Raw genomic sequence first — 16,270 nt, 5'->3', positions numbered from 1 at the left:
GCATCGCCGTCCCCTCGGGGGCTGAGGCCGGACACATGGCGCCCAGTGGGCGGCATGTGCCTGCCGAAGAGCTGCGGCTTGGTCCGCAGCGCGGTCTGCAAGACCGACCAGGCGCGCCCGCGTCCAGCAGGGCGAGACTGGGCGAGGGGCATCACTTCACCGTCGCCCATTTCGCCTGGGGCGCGTCATTGGCCGAGTGCGGAATGGTCACCGCGGCCTTCATCGCCCACGGCCGCACCTGGTGGTGGATGGGGATGAAAAGGTATTCGTCGCGCGTGCGCTTCAGCGCTTCCTGCATCAGCGCCAGGCGCTTGGGCACGTCGGTCTCGACCTTCATCTGCTGCACCAGCGCATCGACCTTGGCATCGCTGACACGCGAGTAGTTGCCCTTGCCGTCGGCACCGCCGGTCTTGGTGTGGACGATGTCCTGCAGCGTGTACTGCGCGTCAAACGTCGTCACGCCCCAGCCGTACATATACAGCGGCAGCTCGTAGCGCTGCATGGCGGCCGAGTGCTGCGTCATCGGCTGGGTGCTGAGCTTGGCCTTGATGCCGACGCGCGCCCACATGGAGACGACCGCCTGGCAGATCTCCTCGTCGTTGACGTAGCGATCGTTGGGGCAGGCCAGCGGCGTCTCGAAGCCGTCGGGGTAGCCGGCTTCCGCCATCAATTGCTTGGCGCGCGCCAGATCGGGCTTGGCGACCTGGTCCAGCTCCTGGGACCAGCCATAGGCCACCGGCGCCACCATGATGCCGGCCGGGATGGACAGGCCGCGCATCAGGCTGCGCTTGATGGCCTCGCGGTCGATGGCCAGCGACATGGCCTCGCGCACGCGCTTGTCCTTCAGCGGGTTCTTGCCCTTCACGTTCGAGCCCTTGAGCTCGTCGCTGCCGATGTCCAGCGCGAAGAAGATGGTGCGGTTCTCCGGCCCGTCGATGACCTTGAGGCGCGGGTCGGCCTTGAGCTTGGCGACGTCCTGCGGCGGCAGGTCGGTCAGCAGGTCGAGGTCGCCGGAGAGCAGGGCGGCCACGCGCGTCGCGTCCGACTTGATCGGCAGGTAGGTGACCTCGCTGATATTGCCCTTGGGCTTGTCCCACCAGTCCTTGTTGGCCACCATGCTGATCTTCTGGTCCGGCGTCCAGCTGACGATCTTGAACGGGCCCGTGCCCATGGCATTGCGCGAGGCGTAGGTGTCTTCCTTGGCCTTGAAGTCCTGCGGGTTCTCCGAGCGGTTCCTGGCCGCCCAGGCCTTGCTCAGGATGCGCACATAGGTGAGGTTGCGCGCCAGCACGGGGTTGGGCCCTTCCAGCACTAAGTCCACCGTGTGGTCGTCGATCTTCTTCACCTCCTTGATGCCGGAGGCGTAGATGATCATGTTGCTGGACGGGTGCTTGATGCGTTGCAGGCTGAAGACGACGTCGTCGGCCGTGAAGGGCGTGCCGTCGTGGAACTTGACGCCTTTGCGCAAGTCGAAGCGCACCTGGGTCGGCGTCACGAAAGTCCACTTCGCCGCGAGTGCCGGCTCGACCTCGAACTTCTCGGTGTAGCGCGTCAGGCCCTCATAGGCATAGCCCGTGATGGTGGACGTGGCCGAATGGTTCTGCGAATGCGGGTCCAGCGTCTGGATGTCGTTCTGCGCGGCCCAGCGCAGCGTTTGTGCAGAGACGGTGAAGGAAGCGCATGCCAGCAAGGCGGCAGCGGCCAGACGCAGTTTCATCTTTGGAATCCTCGTTGATTCGAAAACGTGATGATCGCTGATTGCTGGCAGGTTTCTGGCGGGTTGCTGTTCTGTGGACTGGCGGCGTTCTACTTCACCGTGGTGAAGCGGGCTTCGAAAATGTCGTTGGAGCGGTGCAGGGTGTTCACGCCGGGCTTCATGGCCCAGGGGCGGATCTGGTGATGCACCGGGATGAAGAAGTACTCGTCGCGCACGCGCAGCAGGGCCTCGCGGATGAGTGCGTTGCGCTGTGGGATGTCGGGCTCGAACTGGATGCGCTCGACGAGGCTGTCCAGCGTCGGGTCGGCGAGGCGGCTGAAGTTCTGGCCGCCATTGCCGCGCGCGTCGAGGCTGTGGCCCCAACCCTGCAGGCCCTGGTGGGCGTCGTAGGTCGGCATGGAGATGCCGATCAGGTAGAAGGGCGACTCGAAGCGCTCCAGCGCCTGGATGTGCAGGCTCATCGGCTGGGCGTTGAGCCGAGCCCGCACGCCGATGCGCGCCCACATGGCGACGGCGGCCTGGCAGATCTGCTCGTCGTTGACGTAGCGGTTGTTGGGGCAGCGCAGCGGCACGTCGAAGCCCTGCGGATAGCCGGCCTCGGCGAGCAGCCTGCGGGCCTTGTCGGGGTCGGGTTTGAGGGGCAAGTCCAGGGCCGCGTCATGGCCGTTGATGCCCGGCGCCACCATCAGCGCCGCGGGCACCGACAGGCCGCGCATGATGCTGCGCTTGATGGCCTCGCGGTCCAGGGCCAGATTCAGGGCCTCGCGAACGCGCTTGTCCTTGAAGGGGTTGCGCCCCTTGACGCTGGCGTCGCGCAGCTCCTCGCTGCTCTGGTCCATCGCGAAGAAGACGGTGCGCACCTCGGTGCCTTCCATCAGCTTGATCCGTGCATCGGCCTTGAGGCGTTGATAGTCTTGCGGCGGCACGTCGGTGACGAGGTCGACGTCGCCCGACAGCAGGGCCGCCACGCGCGTCGGCGACGACTTGATCGGCAGATAGGTCAGCTCGGTGACATTGCCCTTGTTGCTGTCCCACCAGTCCTTGTTGATGACCATCTGCACGGCCTGGTCGGGCGTCCAGCTCACCAGCTTGTAGGGCCCGGTGCCGTTGGCGTTGCGCGAGGCGTGGTTCTCCTCCCTGGCCTTGAAGTCCTCGACATGCACCGCGTTGTGCTTCAGAGCCCAGGCCCGGCTCATGATGCAGAAGCTGACCAGGTTCTGCAGCAGCAGCGGCGCTGGCGCCTCCAGCATCACATCAATGCTGTGGTCGCCCAGCTTGCGGATCTCGCGGATGCCCGACACATAGGCCTGCATTGCACCCTGGGTTTCGCGGATGCGGCCGAAGCTGAAGACGACGTCGTCCGCCGTGAAGGGGCTGCCGTCGTGGAACTTCACGCCGCGGCGCAGCTCGAAGCGCACCTGCGTCGGCGAGACATAGGTCCAGCGCGTCGCCAGCGACGGCTCGGGCTGGTTGTTCTCGGCGCGCCGCAGCAGTCCCTCATAGACCTGGGCGGCGATGGTCAGCGAGGTGGTGTGGTTCTGCGAATGAGGGTCCAGCGTCAGGACGTCGTTCTGCGCGGCCCAGCGCAGCGGCGCCGCGCTCACCGACAGCGCGGTGAGCAGCCCGCAGGCCAGGAGGGCGGCGAGCCTCATTTCACGGTGGTGTAGCGGGCCTCGAAGTAGTCGTTGGAGCGGTGGAGGGTGTCCACGCCCGGCTTCATCGCCCAGGGTCGGATCTGGTGGTGGATGGGCACGAAGAGGTATTCGTCGCGGATGCGCAGCAGGGCCTCCTTGATGAGGGCATTGCGCTTGGGCACGTCGGGTTCGAACTTGATCTTCTGGATCAGGCCGTCCAGAGTCGCGTCGCTGACCTTGCCGAAGTTGAAGTTGCCGTCGGCGCCATTGGTGCGCGTGTGGCCCCAGGCCTGCATGCCGTACAGCGCGTCGTAGGTGGAGACGCCCCAGCCCAGCATGTAGAAGGGCGATTCGCCGCGCTGGAAGGTCTGGCTGTGCGTGGCGAAGGGGGCGCCGATCAGGCGCACCTTGACGCCGATCTTGGCCCACATCGACACCGCGGCCTGGCAGACCTGCTCGTCGTTGACGTAGCGGTTGTTGGGGCAGTGCAGCGGCACCTCGAAGCCCTGCGGGTAGCCGGCCTCGGCGAGCAGCTTGCGCGCCTTGTCGAGGTCGGGCTTCAGCGGTGCATCGAGCGCCGCGTCATAGCCGTTGACGCCCGGCGCGATCATCAGCGCCGCCGGCACCGACAGGCCGCGCATGATGCTGCGCTTGATGGCCTCGCGGTCCAGCGCCAGGTTCAGCGCCTCGCGCACGCGCTTGTCCTTGAACGGGTTCTTGCCCTTCACGCTCGACTCGCGCAGCTCTTCGCTGCCCTGGTCCATGACGAAGAAGACGGTGCGGATCTCGGAGCCTTCCAGCAGCTTGACCTTGCCTTCCTCCTTGAGCTTGAAGAAGTCCTGCGGCGGCAGGTCGGTGACGATGTCGACATCCCCCGACAGCAGCGCCGCCACGCGCGTCGGCGCGGACTTGATCGGCAGATAGCTCAGCTCGGTGACGTTGCTCGGGTTCTTGTCCCACCAGTCCTTGTTGGCCACCATCTTCACGGCCTGGTCGGGCTGCCAGCTCACCAGCTTGTAGGGGCCGGTGCCGTTGGCGTTGCGCGAGGCGTAGTTCTCTTCCTTGGCCTTGTAGTCCTGGGTGTTGGTCGTGTTGTTCTTGGTCGACCAGACCTTGCTCATGATGGGGAAACTGATGATGTTCTGCAGCAGCATCGGCGTGGGCGCCTCCAGCAGCAGGTCGACGGTGTGGTCGTCGATCTTCTTGACCTCCTTGATGCCCGACACATAGGTCTGCTTGGTGCCCTGCGGTTGGGTGATGCGGCCGAAGCTGAAGACGACGTCGTCGGCCGTGAACGGCGAGCCGTCGTGGAACTTGACGCCCTTGCGCAGTTCGAAGCGCACCTGCGTCTGGGAGAGATAGGTCCACTTGGTGGCCAGCGACGGCTCGGGGCGGTAGTTCTGCCCCAGGCGCGTCAGCCCCTCGTAGATGTGGGTGCCGATGGCATTGGAGGTGTTGTGGTCCTGCGAGTGCGGGTCCAGCGTCAGGATGTCGTTCTGCGCCGCCCAGCGCAACGGGACGGCGGTGGCCGAGCCCAGCGTCAGCGCGGCGAGCAGGGGCAGGAGTCGGAGCAGGGATTTCATGCGGCTTCCTAGGGACTGCAGAAGCCGAAAAATGTAGCCTTGCCCCCGGGGGTGTCCGCTAGGGCTTGCCCGCGGGTTCGAGTGAGCAATCGCAACCGGCGCCGGCCGCGATCCAGCGTCGCACCAGCCAGCCACGCACGCCACTGGGTTGGGCGGTCAGTGCGCCGCACACATAGCGTGCACCGTCCCAGCGCACCATGACGCAGGCGCCCTGGGTGCGCCGGCTCAGGATGACGCCCAGCGGACAGGGCTCGGCCAGGCAGCAGACGCCGCAGCCGTTGCAGGGCTGGCCCAGCGCCGGCTTGGGTGGCGCGTCGGGGTGGATGTGGATGACTCGGGGCTGGCTCATGGGTCAGGAATTCAATGGCAACCCATCCTTCAGTGCGGGCCGATCAGGAAAAATCCTTCGTCAGGTAGCGATGCAATGTCGCCACCACCGCTGCCCCCTCGCCGATCGCCCCGCCCACCCGCTTGACCGACCCCGAGCGCACGTCGCCCACGGCGAACACGCCCGGCACGCTGGTCTCCATCTCCAGCGCCTCGCCGCCAGCCTCGGTGCCGGTCAGCACAAAGCCCTTGTCGTCCAGCCGCACGCCGCAGCTTTCCAGCCAGGCGGTCTCGGGGTCTGCGCCGACGAAGAGGAAGAGGTGGCGCATCGGGCAGCTGCGCGTGTCGTCGTTGTGGCGGTCGCGCAAGCTGCCCTCGACGAGGCCGCCGCCGTCGCCGGTGTGCAGCGCGGTGAGCTCGGTGTGCGTCAGCACCTCGATGTTGGCCTGATTGGCGATGCGCTCGATCAGGTATTGCGACATGGTGGCGGCGAGACTCTCGCCGCGCACCAGCATGCGCACCCGGGAGGCGAACTGCGACAGGTACACCGCAGCCTGGCCGGCCGAGTTGCCGCCGCCCACCAGGGCCACCTCCTGGCCGGTGCACAGGCCCGCCTCGCTGGCGGAGGCCCAGTACCAGACGCTGCGGCCCTCCAGCTCGCGCAGGCCGGCCAGCGGCGGGCGGCGGTAGCGGGCGCCGCTGGCGACGATGACGGCGCGTGCCTGCAGCCAGCGGTCGTCGGCCAGTTGCACGCGCAGGGCCTGCTGCGGGTTGGCGTGGGAGCAGTCCAGCGACCGCGCCTCCACGGGCACCATCACCTCGGCGCCGAATTTCAGAGCCTGTGCGCTGGCCAGTGCGGCCAGTTGCTCGCCCGAGACGCCGCTGGGGAAGCCCAGATAGTTCTCGATGCGGGCGCTGGCGCCGGCCTGGCCGCCGAGGTGGCGGCTGTCCAGCACGACGACCTTGAGGCCTTCGGACGCGGCATACACGGCCGCGGCCAGGCCCGCAGGGCCGGCGCCCACGATGAGGGCGTCGAAGACTTCGCTGCGGTCGCGCGTGTCGACCATGCCGATGGCGCGGGCGATCTCGGCCTCGGACGGGTTCAGCAGCACGGCGCCGCCGGGGCAGATCACCAGCGCGTCGTCGGCGCTGCCGCCGTAGCGCTGCACCAGCGTCCACGTCGCGTCGGAGTCGTCGGGCGCGAGGTGCTGGTGCGGCTGGGCGTTGCGGCGCAGGAAGCCCTGCAACCTCACCACCTGGGGTGCGCCGAGGCGCCCGACGACGACCGGCCCGCTCAAGCCGGACTCCACCATCATCATGCGGCGCTGGATCAGCGTGCGCATCATGCGTGCGCCCAGTTCCGCCTCGCTGATGATGAGGGCGCGCAGGCCTTCGGTGGGCACCAGCAGGGTCTCGGTGTCCTCCATGGCCTCGGCGTCCACCAGCGACGTCACGTTGGCCAGCTGGCCCACCTCGCCGATGTATTCCCCCGCGCGGCATTCGACGAGGTGCTCGACCGTGCCCTGCAGGTTGCGCCGGTGCAGCACCACGTGGCCGCTGAGCAGCACGAACATGCCCTCCGGGGCCTGCCCCGCCTTTCTCAGCAACTCGCCGGCCTTGAAGGAGCGCGGCTGCGCAAACCGGGCGATACGGGCGAGATCCGCGGCCGGCAGCGGCGGCGGAAACATCAGCTCGCGCTGTTCCGGCGGCAACTCGTCTGCTTTCATTCGACCCATGGCCCTGGTCCGCCCCCCTGCGCCTTCCAGCGGCGCTTCGCGGTTTTACCTCAGCCTTACCTTGGTCGGGCCCGGGGTGCGGGTTTCGAGCCATAGACTCGAAAACCACCCTTCACCTGCCCTCCATGAAGTTTTCCCACCACCTTGCCGCCGCCTGCCTGCTGACCTCTCCCCTGTACTGCCTGGCGGCCGATGCTGTCAGTCCTGCCTCCGGCGCGCCCAGCGAGCTGCGCCTGGTGGGCGGGTGGCAGGCCGTCACCCTCACCAAGGGGCCGGGCGGCAAGGAGGTGGTGGAACCCAAGCGCAACGACTCCATCCTCGAATTCCAGGCCGATCACGAACTCCGGCTGCACGCCCCCTGCGGGTCGCGGCGCGACGACCTGAAGGCCCGGGGCGAGACCTTGTTCATCCCGGGCGACTGGAGCCTGTCCAAGGACGGCAAGCTGCGCCTGAAGACCACCATTGGCGACAAGACCTTCGACGAGGCCATCCCCATTCGCATGATGGGCGGGCGCCTGCAGTTCGTGAACGCCGCAGGCAAGCTGGACGAGTTCGTCCGCTACACCGAGCCGCTGCCCGTGCAATGCGAGTGAAGGCCGACGCGCCTCTTTAACGCTCCGGCAGGAAGGTCGCCATCGCCGCGGCCACGCCGTGGCTGCCACGAGTGTGCAGCGCCTCGGCCGCGCCCTGGATATCGCGCGCCTCCTTGTTCTGGCTCAGCTTGCGCTTGCCCTCCAGGCGGTCGATATGCACCTCGAGGCCGACGATCAGCGTCAGCAGGTGGGCGATGAAGTCCTGGGGTGAGTCGCCCATCTTCCACGGCACGGCCTCGCCGGCCTCGTGCTCGCGGGTGAGGCGGGCCACCAGGCCGCGCACAAAGCGCTCGTCATCCATCACCTGCAGCCGGCCGTGGGCGTGCACGACCTCGTAGTTCCACGTCGGCACCTGCCTGTGCGCCTCGTGCTTGCTGGGGTACCAGCTCGGCGAGACATAGGCCTCGGGGCCGCGGAAGACAACCATCACGGGTGAACCGCTGGCCACCTCGCGCCACACCGGGTTGTTGCGGGCCACGTGGGCACGCAGCACGCCGTGCACACCTTCGTCCTCGGCCAGCTCGAAGGGAATGTGGTTGGCGTCCAGCCCGCCCTCGGCCGTGTGCGTCACCAGCGTGCCCAGCGGGTGGGCGCGCAGCAGCGCATGCAGCACGTCGGGACGGTTCTCTCGGTAGTGGTCGGGCACGTACATGGCGGGGGGGCGAAAAGGTGGACAGGGATGCGCCACTATGCGCGCGGCGTGGCCTTGTGAGAAGCTCCAGTTTTCAACAAATCAGCTGGGCCAGTTGATGGACGCAGCCGAGAGCCGTTCCCGGGCGCTCTACGAGGAGATCAAGGCCCGCATCCGCGACGGCACGCACGCGCCGGGGCAGGTGCTGCCGTCCACGCGTGCCTGCGCGGCGGAGCGTGGCCTGTCGCGCACGACGGTCAGCGCCGTCTACGAGCAACTGGCGGCCGAGGGTTTCATCGAGACGCGGCCAGGGGCGGCGAGCCGGGTGGCCGCCGGCGCCCGCAGCCCGGTCGAGGCGGCGCCGCTGGCGCGCAGCGCGGCGGCGGCATCGCGCCTGTCGGTACTGGGCGAACGGCTGCAGCGACGCCCGGTGTTCGACTTCAACGCCCCCCCGGCGCGCGCCATCGACTTCGCCTACGGGCCGCTGTCGGGCGGCGACTTTCCCGCGCTGCCCTGGCGCAAGGCGGTGCGTGCCACCGAGAGCGCGCCCGACGTGCGGCTGACCTACCGCGAACCGCTGGGCGACCTGAGCCTGCGCCGTGCCCTGCAGGGTTACCTGGCCCGCTCGCGCGGCATCGCCTGCAGCGTGGAGCAACTGGTGGTGGCCAACGGCTCGCAGCAGGTGCTCGACCTGTGCGCGCGCCTGCTGCTGGACCCGGGCGACGCCGTCGCCGTGGAGGACCCCGGCTACGGCATGGCCAATCGCGCCTTCGAGGCCGCTGGCGCGCGCCTCGTGGGCGTGCCGGTGGACGACCATGGTCTCGTCACCGACGCATTGCCGCGCGCGCCGACCCGGCTGGCCTATGTGACGCCCACCCACCAGTTCCCGCTTGGTGGCTTTCTGCCCATGGCGCGCCGTCACGTGCTGCTGGCCTGGGCCCACGCCCAGGGCGCCTGGGTCATCGAGGATGACTACGACGCGGAATACCGCCACGCCATCCGCCCGGAGCTGACGCTGCGGTCGCTGGACCCGCAGGACCGCGTCATCTACGTCGGCACCTTCTCCAAGACCCTGTCGCCCGAACTGCGCCTGGGCTATGCCGTGCTGCCTGCCAGCCTGGTCGGGCCGTTCGCCCAGATCCGCCAGCTCGCCGATCGCCATGCGCCGACCGGCCCGCAACGGGCCCTTGCGCGCCTGATCGCCGACGGCGGCTATGAGCGCCACGTGCGCCGCATGCGTCGGGCCCAGGAGGCGCGGCGCGCGGCGCTGCTGGACGCGTTGGTGCGCCATCTGACCGGGCGGGTGAGGGTGCAGGGCAGCGCCAGCGGGCTGCATGTCGTCGTGTGGTTCGACGCGGTGCCGGCGGCGCGGGAGGCGGAGCTGGTCGAGGCCGCGAAGCGCGCGGGCGTGTGGGTGTATCCGCTGGGGCCGCTCTATCTGGCGCATGCAGCCGCCGAGCCGGGCCGCGCGGCGGGGCTGGTCATGGGCTATGCGCTGCTGAGCGTGGAGGAGATCGCGCGCGGCGTGCGCAAGCTGGCCGCCGTGCTGGATGCGATGCCGGGCCTGGCCCGGTGATGAGACTCAGCAGACCGCGCGGGCGTCGACCGTCAGCTCCGTCGCAGCGGGCGCGCATGCGGCCTGGTGGGCCATGCCCCAGTGGCGGATCTGTTCGGCCACCGGCAGCACCGACCGCCCGTGCGGCGTGAGTGCGTATTGCACGACGGCCGGCACGGGCCCCGTGCGCTCGCGGCTCACCAGGCCATCGGCCTGCAACTCACGCAACTGCTCGGCCAGCACCTTGGCCGACACGTCGGGCAGGCTGCGCCGCAGCGCGGCGAAGTGCAGCGGGCCGTCGGCCAGCCGGTACACGATGAACAGCTTCCAGCGCCCGCCGATGGCCGCCAGTGCCGCCGTCAGTGCGCAGCCCGGGATGGCATTGCCACGCGCCGCGCGCGGGCGGTTACCTGCAGGTGCCTTCTTGGCAGTGGACATGGTGCTGCTTAGAGTGAACCGGGTCAGTCTAGTCACCTCCAAGCCGATGCCCTCAAGACCTACACGCCGTACTGTCGTCACCGCGCTCGCTGCCGTGGGTGCCGGTGCCATCGCCGCACCTGCGCTGCCCGCAACGCCGTCGGGCACGCCGCAGGATTTCGACTTCGAGCACGGCAATTGGCACACGTCACTGCGCCGCCGGCTGCGGCCGCTGAGCGGCACCGATGTGTGGGCGGAGTACGCCGGCACCACCACCGTGCACCCGCTGCTGGGCGGCCGCGCCAATCTCGTCGAGCTGGACGTCTCGGGCCCCGAGGGGCGCATCCAGGGCCTGTCGCTGCGGCTGTTCGAGGTGCAGCAGCAGCGCTGGACGCTCAACTTCTCCAATGCAGCCTCTGGCACCCTCGTCGCGCCCATGGTGGGCGGCTTCGGTGGCGGCCCGCGCGGCCTGTTCTACAGCGCCGAGGACTTCAACGGCCGGCCCATCCTGGTGCGCTTCGTCATCGAGTCCGAGAGCACCGACCGCTGCCGCTTCGAGCAGGCGTTTTCGGCCGACGCGGGCGGGACATGGGAGGTCAACTGGGTGGCTGTGGACACGCGGCTGTGATGCGGGCTAGCCCGGCGCGCTCGCTCCGGCTGAAGGCGGCGCGGCCGGGCTCCCGGGGCCGCAGTACTCGGGATGGTCGGCGTCGACGAAACAGAAGTCCAGGCTGTCGAAGTCGTAGAGGGCCGTCGCCTTGCCGTCCTGGCTCTTGGCCATGCCCGACAGGGCAAGGCGGATGACCTGGGTACTGGCTTTCAGCTGCACGACGAAACGCTTGATCTCACCGCCCGATGCCGTATCGAGCCAGCGGCCGCGGGCGTAGTCCATCTTGTGCTCCTGCGACCCGATGCGCAGCCCATAGGACAGGACCGTGTCGGCCTCCTTGATGTCCTGGCCCCGCATGTCGATGCTGAGCAACTCGGGGGCGACAAGCGGCTTTTCCAGCCGGATCTCCATCGCGCAAAAGCTCTTGGCCACCTTGGCATGGCCCGCTCCGACCGCCAGGAAGCCAGGATCGTTCTTGTCCTTGGCCACGCGCAGGATCGACAGGACCTGGTTCTGGGGCGAGCGGGTGCCATTGAACTTCAGCGGGCAATGGGCCGAGGTTTGGAACACCGGTTCCGCAAAGCTCGGGCGGCTTTGCTGGGCCATCGCCAGCCCACCGATGAGAAGAAGCGACAAGCCACCCAGGCGCTGAATCTTCATGAGAGCCTCCACTGCCGTACCGTCGAACGAGTCCAGCATAGGGACGGACGCGGCCCGGTGCGACGTCAGATTTGTGGAGGCGGCCGCGGCCATCGGCCTGCCCATGCATACTGCCTCGATGGAGAGACCCACGAGCGAACAGATAGCAGCCCTGCCGCCTTACCCCGCGCTGCCGCTCGACCGCATCCATGTGCTTCGCGACCTGGCTCAGTGCGAGTTCGCCGAACGTGAGCTGCGCCAGGCCGGGCAGGTTGGCTTCGACACCGAAAGCAAACCCATGTTCGTTGCCGGTGGCGAGCAGACCGGACCGCACATCGTGCAGCTCGCGACCGCGGAACATGCCTTCATCGTGCATACGGAAGCGCCCGAGACTGCGGACTTCCTGCGCGCCATGCTCGAGTCGGATGCCATTGCCAAGGTGGGGTTCGGCATCGTTTCCGACCGCGTGCCTCTGCACAGGAAGCTGGGCGTGCAGCTGAGCGGCGGTATCGACGTTTCGCACATGGTGCGCCGCCTGGGTTTCAAGCAGGCCGTCGGCCTCAAGGTGGCCGTCGCCATCGTTCTCGGGCAGCGCATGCCCAAGTCCAAGAAGGTCACCACGTCCAACTGGGCCGCTCGCAAGCTCAGCCCCCAGCAGCTGCAATACGCCGCCAACGATGCGCATGCATCGCTGCTGGTGTACCAGGCACTCAAGGCAATGCCGCTGTAGATGGGCAAATAAAAGGGCGCCCACGGCGCCCTTTCGTTCTCGAAGGCGGCCTTCGCCTCAGGTCTTCACGCCCAGCTCACGCAGCCGCTCGTCGAGATAGCTGTTGGCCGTGTAGCGGTCCGACAGCACCACGTCATCGCGCGGGTGCAGGAACAGTGGCAGCGACACCCGGCTCTTCTTGGCGCCTTCGCCGGTCGGGTTCACCACACGGTGCTGCGTGGACGGGTAATAGCCCTCGGAGGCCTCCTGCAGCATGTCGCCGATGTTGATGGTCAGCGTGCCGAAATCGCAGGGCACGTCGTGCCAGGCGTTGTCGGTGCCCAGCACCTGCAGGCCGGGCTCGTTGGCGGCGGGCAGGATGGTCAGCAGGTTGATGTCGCCATGCGCCGCCGCGCGGATCGAGCCCACCGGCTCCTCGCCCGTCAGCGGCGGGTAGCGCAGCACGCGCAGCAGCGTCTTGGTGCTGCCCTTGATCATGTTGGACAGCGGTTCGCGGTACCTGGCCGCGATGTCGGGCGGCGTGTACTTCTCGACCCAGCCCAGCAGCTCCTGGGCCAGGGCATTGGCTTCGCGGTAGTAGGTGAGGGCGTCTTCCTTGAGCTGGGGCGGGATGCGGCCCCAGGGGTAGATGTGGAAGTACTCCTTGATGTCCTTCTGCGTGGAGCCCTTGGCGGTCTCCGAGATCGCGGTCGAGAACCAGCCGTCCTGCGTCTCCTTGGAGAAGGCAAACGCTTCCTTGCCGTCGCCGTTGAAGAAGGCCAGCCAGTCGGCATAGATCTTCTCGACCAGGGCCTGGCGGATGGGGTGGTTGGTCAGCACGCCGAAACCGGTCTCGTGCAGGGAGCGGGTGAACTTCTCGGCGGCATCTGCCGCGCGGTAGTCAACGACCTGGACTTGCATCTGGGATCTCCTGAATGTCCCTTGCGAACAGCCATTCAATCGCGGGGCTGGTGCGGCGACAAGTTTACGGGCCAGTCAACTTTGCCGCATCGCGGTGCGTGAACTTTGTCGCGGCCCGTCCACCTTGTCGGGCAAACCCGGAGTGCTAGAGTCCGCCCCTGATACTTTTATTCCTTCCCGTCCCTTTTGCGGTTGCCTCTGGCAACAGCAGAGGTGGGTCGCAATCCGCCAACCGGTCGAGCCGTGTCGCGGAAGGTTCTTCAACCAGCCAACTCCCTGGAAACCGGGGCATGAGGTGAGCGAAAGATGATGCAGCAATACAGGTCCAACTCCTACCTGTTCGGCGGAAACGCGCCGTATGTGGAGGAGATGTACGAGGCCTACCTCGACAACCCCGGTTCCGTCCCCGACAACTGGCGCGCCTATTTCGATGCGCTCCAGCATGTGCCCGCGGTTGACGGCAGCGAGGCCCGCGACGTGGCCCATGCGCCGGTCGTCGAATCCTTTGCCCAGCGCGCCAAGGCCAATGCCTTCGCCAACAAGGCCTCAAGCGCCGATTTGGCCGTCGCCCGCAAGCAGGTCCATGTCCAGTCGCTGATCGCGGCCTACCGCTTCCTCGGCAACCGCTGGGCGGAGCTGGACCCCCTCAAGCGCGCCGAGCGCCCCAAGATTCCCGAACTCGACCCCGCGTTCTACGACCTGACCGAGTCCGACATGGACATCTCGTTCAGCGCCGTGAACAGCTATTTCGGCGGCGAGACGATGACGCTGCGCCAGATCGTGCAGGCCCTGCGCGAGACCTACTGCGGCTCGATCGGCTCCGAGTTCATGCACGGCTCCGACCCGGCCGAGAAGCGCTGGTGGCAGGAGAGGCTGGAGAAGGCGCGCGGCAAGCCGACCTTCACGGCCGAAGAAAAGAAGCACATCCTCGACCGCCTGACGGCAGCCGAAGGCCTGGAGCGCTACCTCCACACCCGCTACGTCGGCCAGAAGCGCTTCTCGCTGGAAGGTGGCGAGAGTTTCATCGCGGCCATGGACGAAGTCATCCAGCGTGGCGGCGAGCGCGGCGTGCAGGAGATCGTCATCGGCATGGCCCACCGTGGCCGCCTGAACGTGCTGGTCAACACGCTGGGCAAGATGCCCGCCGACCTGTTCGCCGAGTTCGAGCACAAGGCTGCCGAGGACCTGCCGGCCGGCGACGTGAAGTACCACCAAGGCTTCAGCTCCGACGTGTCGACGTCCGGCGGCCCGGTGCATTTGTCGCTCGCGTTCAACCCGTCCCACCTCGAAATCGTCAACCCGGTCGTCGAAGGCAGCGTGCGCGCCCGCCAGGACCGCCGTGGCGACAGCGTCGGCGCCCAGGTGCTGCCGGTGCTGGTGCACGGTGACGCGGCCTTCGGTGGCCAGGGTGTCGTGCAGGAAACGCTGGCGATGGCCCAGACCCGTGGCTACCGCACCGGCGGCACGGTGCACATCGTCATCAACAACCAGATCGGCTTCACCACCAGCGACCCGCGCGACCTGCGCTCGACCTGGTACTGCTCCGACGTCGTCAAGATGATCGAAGCACCGGTGCTGCACGTGAACGGCGACGACCCCGAGGCCGTCGTCTGGGCCACGCAGCTGTGCATGGACTACCGCGCCGAGTTCCACAAGGACGTCGTCCTGGACATCGTCTGCTTCCGCAAGCTGGGCCACAACGAGCAGGACACGCCGGCCCTGACCCAGCCGATGATGTACAAGAAGATCGCCGCCCACCCCGGCACGCGCAAGGTCTACGGCGACAAGCTGGTGGCGCAGAACGTGCTGCCGGCCGAGGGCCCGGACGATATGGTCAAGGCCTACCGTGCCGCGATGGATGAGGGCCGTCACACGGTCGATCCGGTGCTGACCAACTTCAAGAGCAAGTTCGCCACCGACTGGTCGCCCTTCCTCGGCAAGAAGTGGACAGACAACTGCGACACCGCCATCCCCGTGGCCGAGTGGAAGCGCCTGGCCGAGAAGCTGACGACCATTCCCAAGGACTTCGCCGCCCACAACCTGGTGCAGAAGCTCTACGGCGACCGCGCTGCCATGGGCCGGGGTGAAGTCAATGTCGACTGGGGCATGGGCGAAAGCATGGCCTTCGCCTCGCTGGTGGCCAGCGGCTACCCGGTGCGCCTGTCCGGCGAGGACAGCGGCCGCGGCACCTTCACCCACCGCCATGCGGTCATGCATGACCAGAACCGTGCGAACTGGGATGACGGCACCTACATCCCGCTGCAGAACGTCGCCGAAGGCCAGGCCCCGTTCACCGTCATCGACTCCATCCTCAGCGAGGAGGCGGTGCTGGGCTTCGAGTACGGCTACGCCGCCGCCGAACCCAACACGCTGACCATCTGGGAAGCGCAGTTCGGCGACTTCGTCAACGGCGCCCAGGTCGTCATCGACCAGTTCATCGCTTCGGGTGAAGTGAAGTGGGGCCGCTCCAACGGCCTGACGATGATGCTGCCGCACGGCTACGAAGGCCAGGGCCCCGAGCACAGCTCGGCGCGCCTGGAGCGCTTCATGCAACTGGCCGCGGACAACAACATGCAGATCGTGCAGCCCACCAACGCCGCGCAGATCTTCCACGTGCTGCGCCGCCAGATGCTGCGCATGTTCCGCAAGCCGCTGGTCATCATGACCCCGAAGAGCCTGCTGCGCGCCAAGGACGCGACCTCGCCGCTGGTCGACTTCACCAAGGGTGATTTCAAGACCGTCATCGGTGAGCAGGACGCGACGTTGAACGCCGACAAGGTCAAGCGCGTCATCGTCTGCTCGGGCAAGGTCTATTACGACCTGGTGCGCACCCGTGCCGAGAAGAAGGCGACCGACGTGGCCATCGTGCGCGTCGAGCAGCTCTACCCCTTCCCGCACAAGGCCTTCGCGGCCGAGCTCAAGAAGTACCCCAACGCCACCGACATCGTCTGGTGCCAGGACGAGCCGCAAAACCAGGGCGCCTGGTTCTTCGTGCAGCACTATGTGCACGAGAACATGAGCGAAGGCCAGAAGCTCGGCTACGCCGGCCGCCCGGCCAGCGCCAGCCCTGCCTGTGGCTACGCCCACCTGCACCAGGAGCAGCAGAAGGCCCTGCTGGATCAGGCCTTCGCCAAGCTCAAGGGCTTCATCCTCACCAAATAAGACCGCACCGCGCAGCGCCACATTTCCGGCGCTGCG

Annotated in this window: 14 protein-coding genes; 5 read left to right on the top strand and 9 right to left on the bottom strand. The window is 67.6% G+C overall.

The window, feature by feature from the left end; translation table 11 throughout:
• Positions 1 to 151 precede the first annotated feature (151 nt).
• The 5 genes from AC1D2H_RS03185 to AC1D2H_RS03165 form a co-directional block, all read right to left on the bottom strand.
• Entirely contained in the window at positions 152 to 1,717 is a 1,566-nt protein-coding gene (locus tag AC1D2H_RS03185) for an ABC transporter substrate-binding protein (RefSeq protein WP_478009842.1), read from the bottom strand.
• Between the two features lie 89 nt (positions 1,718 to 1,806).
• Positions 1,807 to 3,369: an ABC transporter substrate-binding protein gene (locus AC1D2H_RS03180; protein WP_478009841.1), complete on the bottom strand. Its 1,563-nt coding sequence runs from the start codon at positions 3,367 to 3,369 to the stop codon at positions 1,807 to 1,809.
• The gene (locus tag AC1D2H_RS03175) at positions 3,366 to 4,934 is read right to left on the bottom strand and encodes an ABC transporter substrate-binding protein (protein ID WP_478009840.1); all 1,569 of its coding nucleotides are present in this window, start codon (positions 4,932 to 4,934) and stop codon (positions 3,366 to 3,368) included. Before AC1D2H_RS03175 ends, AC1D2H_RS03180 begins: the two co-directional genes overlap by 4 nt.
• Positions 4,935 to 4,992: 58 nt before the next feature.
• Entirely contained in the window at positions 4,993 to 5,283 is a 291-nt protein-coding gene (locus AC1D2H_RS03170) for a hypothetical protein (protein ID WP_477929558.1), read from the bottom strand.
• 43 nt (positions 5,284 to 5,326) lie between these two features.
• Complete coding sequence (locus tag AC1D2H_RS03165; RefSeq protein WP_478009839.1) at positions 5,327 to 6,988, bottom strand: FAD-dependent oxidoreductase; 1,662 nt, start codon at positions 6,986 to 6,988, stop codon at positions 5,327 to 5,329.
• Between the two features lie 134 nt (positions 6,989 to 7,122).
• On the opposite strand from AC1D2H_RS03165, the gene AC1D2H_RS03160 reads away from it, so the two are divergent.
• The gene (locus AC1D2H_RS03160; protein ID WP_478009838.1) at positions 7,123 to 7,590 is read left to right on the top strand and encodes a hypothetical protein; all 468 of its coding nucleotides are present in this window, start codon (positions 7,123 to 7,125) and stop codon (positions 7,588 to 7,590) included.
• Between the two features lie 16 nt (positions 7,591 to 7,606).
• On the opposite strand, the gene AC1D2H_RS03155 is transcribed toward AC1D2H_RS03160, so the two are convergent.
• Complete coding sequence (locus AC1D2H_RS03155; RefSeq protein WP_478009837.1) at positions 7,607 to 8,242, bottom strand: FMN-binding negative transcriptional regulator; 636 nt, start codon at positions 8,240 to 8,242, stop codon at positions 7,607 to 7,609.
• Positions 8,243 to 8,339: 97 nt separating this feature from the next.
• On the opposite strand from AC1D2H_RS03155, the gene pdxR reads away from it, so the two are divergent.
• Positions 8,340 to 9,797 (top strand): MocR-like pyridoxine biosynthesis transcription factor PdxR, encoded by a 1,458-nt coding sequence (gene pdxR / locus AC1D2H_RS03150; protein WP_478009836.1) that lies wholly within the window; start codon positions 8,340 to 8,342, stop codon positions 9,795 to 9,797.
• Between the two features lie 6 nt (positions 9,798 to 9,803).
• On the opposite strand, the gene AC1D2H_RS03145 is transcribed toward pdxR, so the two are convergent.
• Positions 9,804 to 10,214: a winged helix-turn-helix transcriptional regulator gene (locus AC1D2H_RS03145; RefSeq protein WP_478009834.1), complete on the bottom strand. Its 411-nt coding sequence runs from the start codon at positions 10,212 to 10,214 to the stop codon at positions 9,804 to 9,806.
• A 46-nt stretch (positions 10,215 to 10,260) separates the two neighbouring features.
• On the opposite strand from AC1D2H_RS03145, the gene AC1D2H_RS03140 reads away from it, so the two are divergent.
• On the top strand, positions 10,261 to 10,821 hold the full coding sequence (locus AC1D2H_RS03140; RefSeq protein WP_478009833.1) for a hypothetical protein: 561 nt from the start codon (positions 10,261 to 10,263) through the stop codon (positions 10,819 to 10,821).
• 6 nt (positions 10,822 to 10,827) lie between these two features.
• On the opposite strand, the gene AC1D2H_RS03135 is transcribed toward AC1D2H_RS03140, so the two are convergent.
• Positions 10,828 to 11,502, bottom strand: coding sequence for a hypothetical protein (locus tag AC1D2H_RS03135; protein WP_478009832.1), 675 nt, complete (start codon positions 11,500 to 11,502; stop codon positions 10,828 to 10,830).
• A 79-nt stretch (positions 11,503 to 11,581) separates the two neighbouring features.
• Here AC1D2H_RS03135 and AC1D2H_RS03130 point away from each other — a divergent pair, with 79 nt between their 5' ends.
• Entirely contained in the window at positions 11,582 to 12,172 is a 591-nt protein-coding gene (locus AC1D2H_RS03130; RefSeq protein ID WP_477928413.1) for a 3'-5' exonuclease, read from the top strand.
• 57 nt (positions 12,173 to 12,229) lie between these two features.
• Here AC1D2H_RS03130 and AC1D2H_RS03125 read toward each other — a convergent pair whose 3' ends face one another.
• A complete protein-coding gene (locus tag AC1D2H_RS03125; RefSeq protein ID WP_478009831.1) occupies positions 12,230 to 13,072 on the bottom strand; it encodes an isopenicillin N synthase family dioxygenase in 843 nt (280 codons plus the stop codon).
• A gap of 306 nt (positions 13,073 to 13,378) precedes the next feature.
• On the opposite strand from AC1D2H_RS03125, the gene AC1D2H_RS03120 reads away from it, so the two are divergent.
• Positions 13,379 to 16,234, top strand: a complete 2,856-nt coding sequence (locus AC1D2H_RS03120) for a 2-oxoglutarate dehydrogenase E1 component (protein WP_477928417.1) — start codon at positions 13,379 to 13,381, stop codon at positions 16,232 to 16,234.
• The last annotated feature ends 36 nt before the right edge of the window (positions 16,235 to 16,270 follow it).

It is taken from the genome of Roseateles sp. P1_C1_2 (assembly GCF_056406535.1).
This window is presented reverse-complemented; position numbering and strand designations above follow the sequence as displayed.